Source organism: Salipiger sp. ABF4_146 (assembly GCF_056161345.1).
Genome location: NZ_JBSWYX010000094.1, coordinates 1 through 239, shown reverse-complemented (window position 1 = coordinate 239; position 239 = coordinate 1). Strand labels below are relative to the sequence as shown.

Sequence of the window (239 nt, the reverse complement as noted above, 5' to 3'; positions counted from 1 at the left end):
TTGAACTCATCGCTGAACTTGCTGCTGCTCATCATGGCCTCCTTGCCTCAAAATTAGCGAAGAAGGCGTCCACGATACACGGGGCTATTCAATCCATCAAGAATCAGGAGGAAAAGGCTATGAAGGAAATTGCTATCATCGGCGTTGACTTAGGGTCAGGACCCATTGATTTGGTTGGACGAGCGTGATTCACCGTTCGAAAACGAGCGGTGAACATGTCTGATCTTTTTTGGCTGAGC

Annotated in this window: 1 protein-coding gene; it reads left to right on the top strand. The window is 48.1% G+C overall.

Translation table 11 applies throughout. From position 1 onward, the window contains the following. The coding region (locus ACXAJT_RS27700; RefSeq protein WP_475242275.1) for a hypothetical protein at window positions 1-188 on the top strand (188 nt) is incomplete at its 5' end. Window positions 189-239 lie beyond the last annotated feature (51 nt).